This is a genomic window from Serratia sp. (in: enterobacteria) (assembly GCF_046715635.1).
Lineage (GTDB): Bacteria > Pseudomonadota > Gammaproteobacteria > Enterobacterales > Enterobacteriaceae > Chania.
Genome location: NZ_JBKJYW010000519.1, coordinates 1 through 7,813, shown reverse-complemented (window position 1 = coordinate 7,813; position 7,813 = coordinate 1). Strand labels below are relative to the sequence as shown.

Here is a 7,813-nt window from a genome sequence, read left to right as displayed (position 1 = left end):
GTGCCTAGTTTGTTTGAAGTATAGTTTAACCGTTCCTGGTGGTGGGCGAAATAAGTAACAATTATTATTCATTTAAAAAACAAGCTGTTAATAATAAATCTTAAATGAGAGTTACTATCATTTAAGAGCGATTGAGAATGATCGGTTATGATTTAATATGATCAATTAAGTTATTGATTTTAATGTATTTTATTGTTTTTTATTAAGAATAAAACTACTTCACTCAGAAAAGTCCCATTCATGTTCTAGTATTTATTCCATCAGCAAGGGGGAGCGAAGTAAAACGGCTTCATCTTACTGAGATAAAGGATAGCTTCACCGGTAGAGATTTTTATATACATGGTGTGGCAGAAAAATCCTAATCATCGGTTTGTAGGTAATGGACTGAATATCAATGATTAAAATTTAATGGCTAGTTATTAATGTTGTAAGGTAAAAATCTTTGACATTTATGACTACTCAAAGTGGGTGAAGTAATGAGATATGAAAAACACTAGGAGGATTCGCGTAAGCTAGCGGTAAATTCTGAGTTAATAGAGTTGAACGGTATTTGTCACTGTTATGAGGCTTTTGAAGATGGCAATGTGATCATCTTGGCGCGGTTGCCACGGTGTAAATTGCTTCTATAATGTCTCACTTAAGGGAGGTTTGTTATTTTTGTTAAAAAACCAAAATAATAATCCGAGATACATATGGAAAATAGACTTTATGGATTCCTAATTGATGATGACATTCAATTCGATATTGCCAACCGCAGACTCCTTTATTACTCTGATGGAGCCTCGGAGCGCACACTGTTTTTCAAGGTTATCTCTCTAAACGAGATCCAGACCAGATTACTGATTTATTTGTTGGCAAATAGCCGGGATGCCGTCATCTATAAAAATGACATCATGAAAAGCGTTTGGGAAGAGATTAATTTATCTTCATCCAGTCAGCGTTTGTGGCATGCAATAAATGAATTACGTAAGAAACTGGCATCAATTGGTCTCCCGGAAGATTTTATAGCGAACGTTCATGGTATTGGCTATTCCGTCGATAACCACCGAGTTTCTTCGCTATTTATTAAGTAAGTTGTTGTAAATATAAGTGCTGGAATTATCTAGCTATATCCATACCCAATGGGTATTCACCAGACCATTTTAATGGATATTAAAATGGTATTCATAATACAAGGTAAGTAGGAATATATATGAAAAAGTTAACTATCGTTGCATCCCTGATCGCTGTTTTCGGTACTGTAGGTATGGCTCAGGCTGCTTCTACCGGTACCATCACATTTAACGGTGAACTGACTGCTAACACCTGTGACGTCAAGATTGATGACCAGAATGAGAACGCGACCGTGATTCTGCCAACCGTCAGCACCAGCCAACTGCAAACCGCCACTTTCACTGCAGGTGATACTAACTTCGTGATGGCCCTGAGCAACTGTTCGGGTACCTTGGAGACCGCCTCCGCCTACTTCCAGGCGGGTGCCTCGGTTGATGCGGTGACTGGCCGCCTGCGTAACACGACCGGTGGTGCTACCAACGTCAGCCTGCAATTGCTTGACGCTTCAAGCCCGACTCAGGCCGTGATCAAGGCTGGTAGCCCGGAGCAGGTAGGTGCGATGACTTATAAAACCGTTACCGGTGGTAGCACCACGCTGCCGTATATCGTTCGCTACTACGCAGAGGCACCAACTACTGCGGGTACCGTCAACAGCAACGTTGTTTATTCAATTGAGAACCTGTAATGGACTGTGGGAGGGGGAATGCCCCCTCCCAATCTGTCAGTTTTCGGAGTCTATGATGAAGCTTTTCTCTACTAATGTGCTGCAGGTTGGCACTTTTGCCGCCGTAGCTCTGTTCAGCGTCAGTAGCCTGGCCAGCGTGGTGATTAGCGGTACGCGGGTGATTTACCCCTCTGATGCCAAAGAAGTCAGCGTCAAAATCACCAACGGCGGTGCCTCGCCGGTGTTGCTGCAAAGCTGGATCGATAACGGTGACGCCGACGCCAAACCGGCGGCGATCAAAGTGCCATTTGTCCTGACACCACCGATGAACCGTGTGGAGCCAAGCAAAGGCCAGACTTTACGCATCAGCTACGCCGGTGGTTCGCTGCCGATGGATAAAGAATCGGTGTTTTGGCTGAACGTGCTGGAAGTCCCGGCCAAAGCTCAGGCTAAAGTGGCTGAAAACCGCTTGCAGATGGCTTTCCGCTCGCGCATCAAGCTGTTCTATCGCCCAGCCGGTCTGGAAGGTAACGCCAATGAAGCGGCCAAAGCGCTAACCTGGAACAGCCAGGGTAACCGGGTGCAGGCCAGCAACCCAACGCCTTATTATGTCTCTCTGGTCAATGTGTCGGTGAATGGCAAAAAACTTGACTATGCGATGGTAGCCCCCCGTAGCTCTATGACATTGGATTTGGCGGGTAGTGCAGGTAGTAAAGTGACAGGAAGTTTCGTTAATGATTACGGCGCGGTGAATACTTTTGATGCAGTGATAAAATAACGTTCCGATAGATAAAACTCTCTCGCATTAATCTGTTGATCGCTATTCAGGAATCAGTTCTTGAAGGGATATCTATGTCTAAATATTTACAGTATGGCCTGCGTAGCCAGTTATCTCCACTGGCCATAGCTATTATATCGACTTTTTTTGTAGCTAACGTTAATGCTGAGATCGCGGTTTCTGCACCACAAGATATCGCTAAAAATCTTGAGTTCGATGCCTCTTTCCTGAATGTGGATGATGAAAAATCGGTTGACCTAAGTCGTTTCGCCAATGGCTCATCTGGGTTGCCAGGGGTCTATAAAACGGCTTTATATATTAATAATCAACCGGTCAGTAATACCGATATTGCATTCAAAGCGCGGGCAGATAAAAGCGTGTATCCCTGCCTGACCCGCGAACTGATTAAAAACATTGCGTTTGATTACGCTAAGTTGCCAGCGGACTTTTTAACCTCGCTCGACAAAGGGGATGTCTGTTTCGATCTGCAGAGCAAGTTGCCGGAAGCTCAGGTGAATTACGACAGTAATGAGCAACGCCTGGATATTATGGTTCCGCAGGTTTACATGCTCAACACCGCCCGTGGCACCGTGAGCCCGGAGCTGTGGGACAGCGGCGTACCGGCGTTGTTGCTTGGTTATAACGTCAATGGCTACACCAGCGAATCCCATGGCACCAGCTATAACTCGCTGTTTGCCGGGGTGAATGCCGGGGCCAACGTCGGAGCCTGGTATTTGCGCCATAACGGTTCCTATAGCCGGATGGATAACGGTGAGAGCCAGTACAGCAGCCTCAATACCTATTTGCAGCGTGATATCCCGGCGCTGAAAGCGCGTGTCCTGATGGGGCAGTCGAATACCACTGGGCAACTGTTTGATACCGTGCCGTTTACCGGTATACAGCTGGCCAGTGACGAGCGGATGCTGCCGGAGTCCCAACGCGGTTACGCGCCGGATATCCGTGGTATCGCCCGTACCAACGCCCGTGTCACCGTGCGTCAGGGCGGACAGGTACTGTATGAAACCACGGTTACACCGGGCGAGTTTCTGATCAACGATCTGTACCCGACCGGCTACGGCGGCAATCTGGACGTTACCGTGCGCGAATCTGACGGCACCGAGCAGACCTTCAGCGTGCCGTATGCCTCAGTAGCCCAATTATTGCGCCCGGGGTCATCACGTTATTCGATCACCGCGGGTGAAGTACGCAGCGATAACCTGCGAGACAAACCGGCGCTGTACCAGGCTACCTATCAGCTTGGCCTGACCAACAACGTCACCGGTTATGGTGGCCTGCAGGCCAGTCAGGATTATTACGCCCTGCAACTGGGGGCCGCCGTTGGCACACCGATCGGGGCCCTGGCATTTGATGCTACTCAGGCTCGTACCCATTTGGGTGACAGCACCGATGTTGATGGTAGACATCGCTCGGGTAATAGCCTTAGTGGACAAAGTTATCAGGTGAGCTACAGCAAGCTGATTAGCGAAACCAACAGTAACCTGTCGCTGGCGGCGTACCGCTTCTCTACCGACGGTTACATGGATTTTATGACCGCGATGCAAACTCGTGATGCGGTGGCGCAAGGTTATTCGCCGGACTCGATTTCGCGTGCCAAAAACCGCCTGACGGTCACTGCCGGGCAAGGTCTGCCAGAAAACTGGGGCCAGCTGTATATCAGCGGTTCTTTGCAGAACTACTGGAACAAAGACGGCAGCGAGAAGCAGTACCAGATGGGCTACAATAATCGTTATAAGGATCTATCTTACGGCCTGAGTGTGAACCGTAGTTTCTCCAGCCTGGGGACGGCGCAAACCAACTATCTGTTGAGTTTCAGCCTGCCGCTGGGAAGCAACGAACAGACACATACACCGCAGTTACGCATGGATTTGTCCCATGACAGCAGCGGCCGATATGGTCAGCAGGCGACGGTATCCGGTAGTGCCGGGGCTGATAATCAGTTCGGCTATGGCGTGACGGCGATGAATGCCAATCAGGGCCAGGGTAGCAGCGGATCGCTGAATGGTAACTATCGCACCCCGGCTACGGCGTTGAGCGCCTCCTACAGCACTGGTAAAGGCTATCAGAGCGCCTCTGCCGGGATGAACGGTACGGTGATTGGCCACACTGGCGGGGTGACCTTTACACCGTACACGTCGGACACCTTCGCGCTGGTGGAAGCCAAGGGGGCAGAAGGAGCTAAAGTTTCTTCGTATCCCGGCGTGAGCATTGATTCACGGGGGTACGCGATAGTGCCTTACCTGAATCCGTACCAGATGAATGAGATCAGTATCGACCCGAAAGGGACGGCGGTCGGCGTGGAATTGGATAACACCAACCAGAAGGTCGCGCCGTATTCCGGCGCGGTGGTGAAGCTGAAATACAACACTAAGCAGGGCACGCCGATCTTGGTGAATGCCACCTATCAAGGGGAACCGGTACCGTTCGGCGCCGATATCTTTGATGGCAAGGGCAACAGCGTAGGCTCAGTGGGCCAGGGCGGGCAGTTGTATGCGCGTGTGGCAGAAGACAAAGGCCAACTGCGAGTGAAATGGGGCGAAGGCGGTGAGATGCAATGTACGGTCAGCTATGTGCTGATGCCGATAGCCAAGAGCCAAAAGCAGGAGCAGATACAGCAATTCAACTCTCCTTGCACGGCGACGGCCTCATCCAGTTCCCAGAGAGAGAAACTGGCGAGCAATGATGTGATATCGGCTGTTAACCAGGGTTAGCCATCCGGTATGGCAGCTATTCGGCTGGTAAAGCCAACTAATTTACGTTGTGCAGATCATATAAAAATAGAGCAAGTGTGGCGCAAGCGGTTGGGCCAGAGGTGAAAGAATGAAGAGAATAATACAGCGTACACTCGGGCTACTTTTGCTCATGGTAGCCAGCAATAGCGCCTTGGCGGTAGTTACCTGTTCAGCGATAAGTGGTTCTTCCCGTACCGATATCGTTCAACTCACCCCCGCAGCGATTTCAGCAGGGGCAGATATTCCCCTCGGGACGGTAATTTATCAAGGACGTTGGGTTAGTGGTGAAACCGGCATCAGTGTGATGGATTGTGCATCAACGGTGGACCCTGCCTCTATCTGGTTCAACGTTGCCTGGAGTATTGAGCAGGCGCCTCTGGGGCTGGCCAACTGGTCAGGCAGTCCTTTCGGAGGGGCGGTTTATGAGACGGGTATTCCTGGCATAGGCATTGCCATCTCCCGCAGTAATGATGGTGATGCGGCCAAGGTTGGCGCACCGAACTATCAGTTTCCGGGCGATGTTCAGTTCCCGATAACTGGGGGACATTATAAGCCTTATTTGGTGAATAGGGTTATCTATGTCTCACTGATTAAAATCGGCGCTATTACTCCTGGGAACCATGTATTGGATTCGTCGAAACTTCCGGTAGCTGGCCTGACTATTGTTAATCCGCTGAATCATACACAGACAACTGGGTTGCCTATCACGGTTACCCGGGTCCAGTTTCAGGGGCAGTTGACAATATCAGCCCAGACCTGCACCACGCCGGATGTGAATGTCAATCTGGGCAGTTTCGATACGCGGGAATACTTTACTGGCCAAGGGGCAACGACTCCCTGGGTTGATGCTTCAATCACGATGACCAACTGCCCGACCTTCTACGGTTTTTATAATGCAGCCAACAGTCTATTGATGTTCGATTACACTACCGGTGCCGGGCTTGCTACCAACTCAACCAATAACAGCATTGGTGTGCGCGTGACCCCGGCAACCTCGGTGATTGATGCAACTAATGGGATCATGGCTATAGATTCAACGGTATCCGGTACTGCATCGGGCGTAGGGATCCAGCTTGGCTGGGGCGACAGCAGCCAGGCACCGACGCTGTTTAACTTGGCATCAGAACAATCGGTGGCGCTGCCAAAAGACGGTAGCCCGACAATTCGTATTCCCCTGGCTGCCCGTTATATTCAAACGGCTGAGAATCCTACGCCGGGCAAAGCGTATGGCAAAGTGGTGTTTACCGTTAACTACTATTGAGTTGCGGCCCGTGGATAGCGTAACTCATAGCTATACAAACGTTCCACTCGGCCATCTTTGAGCCTCGGTTTGCTGTGACATTGATGAGATGGAGATTCATTTTGCGTAAAGGAGCGCCATAGATATGCCTGGAAACATTAATATAATTACCGACAACTATTATTTTTTTGCCGGGCTCAAGGCATATTTGCATGCCGAGGGGCGAGTGATTAACCAAATGTCACTCAATGAACTGAAAAATACCAGTGCCAGTGGCTTTGGCAAAGAGGATGTGCTGGTTTTTTATATGTTGAATTCAATCAGTGAAATGTCGTTCTTGATTGCCGTTGCCAAATTCCCTGGCAAAATAATTTTTTTGCCAACCGCAATGAAGATAAAGTTCAATCTGAGTTGTGAGCGACATATTGCCTTGGCAGAGGATGCCGATGAGGACGCGGTGTTTAATGAATTGGTCAAGATAGTGGGTGGGGAGCTTCCCGTTGCGAGTTTTCTCCAGGAGAGCTTAACCCGCAGAGAGAAGGCCGTACTGCTGTCTATGATCGATGGCATGAATATGCAGGCCATCGGCCACAGCTTAAGTATCTCTACCAAAACCGTGTATACCCACCGGCGTAACGCCCTGCATAAACTGGGGGTGCGTAACCTGTTTCAGGCGTGCCCAATAAATACCAGCGTGCTCAATTCAGCTATTTTTGCAGGTTGAAAGCACGGCCAGCGCCGATTGGGCAATGGCCGTGGTTAACCTACCTTATTTCGTTGGCGCAGGGCCGATATTGTCATCTATCCGTTTGAGCATATAAGGGAAGACGGGTTAGAGGACAGACGCATCAGCGAATCCAACCCCACCACCAGCACCGCCCGTGCGAGAGTGAGAAGATATCCGGCAAATAAGTGATGCTTAGAGGTTCGGTGACGCAAGTTTATTCACCGGACTCGATTTCGCGTGCCAAAAACCGCCTGACGGTCACCGCCGGGCAAGGTCTGCCAGAAAACTGGGGCCAGCTGTATATCAGCGGTTCTTTGCAGAACGACTGGAACAAAGACGGCAGCGAGAAGCAGTACCAGATGGGCTACAACAACCGCTAAAACAACCGCTACAACAACCGCTACAAGAACCTGTCTTACGGCCTGAGTGTGAACCGCAGCTTCTCCAGCCTGGGTACGGCACAAACCAACTATTTGTTGAGTTTCAGCCTGCCGCTGGGAAGCAACGACAAGACGCATACGCCACAGCTACGCATGGATCTGTCTCATGACAGCAGCGGCCGTTATGGTCAGCAGGCGACGGTATCCGGCAGTGCCGGGGC

7 protein-coding genes are annotated in these 7,813 nt (G+C 49.9%); all 7 read left to right on the top strand.

Annotated elements, in window-relative coordinates; all coding sequences use genetic code 11:
• The first annotated feature begins 692 nt into the window (after positions 1-692).
• The 7 genes from ACLQ7H_RS26870 to ACLQ7H_RS26840 all read left to right on the top strand — a co-directional run bounded on the left by ACLQ7H_RS26870 (position 693) and on the right by ACLQ7H_RS26840 (position 7,592).
• Positions 693-1,073 carry a winged helix-turn-helix domain-containing protein gene (locus ACLQ7H_RS26870; RefSeq protein ID WP_411755304.1) on the top strand — a complete coding sequence of 127 codons (381 nt, stop codon included), beginning with the start codon at positions 693-695 and terminating at the stop codon, positions 1,071-1,073.
• A 119-nt stretch (positions 1,074-1,192) separates the two neighbouring features.
• Positions 1,193-1,738 (top strand): fimbrial protein, encoded by a 546-nt coding sequence (locus ACLQ7H_RS26865; RefSeq protein ID WP_411755303.1) that lies wholly within the window; start codon positions 1,193-1,195, stop codon positions 1,736-1,738.
• A gap of 55 nt (positions 1,739-1,793) precedes the next feature.
• Positions 1,794-2,495: a fimbria/pilus periplasmic chaperone gene (locus ACLQ7H_RS26860; RefSeq protein ID WP_411755305.1), complete on the top strand. Its 702-nt coding sequence runs from the start codon at positions 1,794-1,796 to the stop codon at positions 2,493-2,495.
• A gap of 74 nt (positions 2,496-2,569) precedes the next feature.
• Positions 2,570-5,224, top strand: coding sequence for a fimbria/pilus outer membrane usher protein (locus ACLQ7H_RS26855; protein ID WP_411755302.1), 2,655 nt, complete (start codon positions 2,570-2,572; stop codon positions 5,222-5,224).
• A 109-nt stretch (positions 5,225-5,333) separates the two neighbouring features.
• Positions 5,334-6,506, top strand: a complete 1,173-nt coding sequence (locus ACLQ7H_RS26850; protein ID WP_411755301.1) for a fimbrial protein — start codon at positions 5,334-5,336, stop codon at positions 6,504-6,506.
• Positions 6,507-6,630: 124 nt separating this feature from the next.
• Positions 6,631-7,209, top strand: coding sequence for a helix-turn-helix transcriptional regulator (locus ACLQ7H_RS26845; RefSeq protein ID WP_411755300.1), 579 nt, complete (start codon positions 6,631-6,633; stop codon positions 7,207-7,209).
• A gap of 206 nt (positions 7,210-7,415) precedes the next feature.
• Positions 7,416-7,592: a fimbria/pilus outer membrane usher protein gene (locus ACLQ7H_RS26840; RefSeq protein ID WP_411755299.1), complete on the top strand. Its 177-nt coding sequence runs from the start codon at positions 7,416-7,418 to the stop codon at positions 7,590-7,592.
• The last annotated feature ends 221 nt before the right edge of the window (positions 7,593-7,813 follow it).

Bases quoted from the DNA above. Each gene is read 5' to 3' on its own strand.
- ACLQ7H_RS26860 (WP_411755305.1), top strand. From the start codon at position 1,794: ATGAAGCTTTTCTCTACTAATGTGCTGCAGGTTGGCACTTTTGCCGCC.
- ACLQ7H_RS26870 (WP_411755304.1), top strand. From the start codon at position 693: ATGGAAAATAGACTTTATGGATTCCTAATTGATGATGACATTCAATTC.
- ACLQ7H_RS26845 (WP_411755300.1), top strand. From the start codon at position 6,631: ATGCCTGGAAACATTAATATAATTACCGACAACTATTATTTTTTTGCC.
- ACLQ7H_RS26865 (WP_411755303.1), top strand. From the start codon at position 1,193: ATGAAAAAGTTAACTATCGTTGCATCCCTGATCGCTGTTTTCGGTACT.
- ACLQ7H_RS26855 (WP_411755302.1), top strand. From the start codon at position 2,570: ATGTCTAAATATTTACAGTATGGCCTGCGTAGCCAGTTATCTCCACTG.
- ACLQ7H_RS26850 (WP_411755301.1), top strand. From the start codon at position 5,334: ATGAAGAGAATAATACAGCGTACACTCGGGCTACTTTTGCTCATGGTA.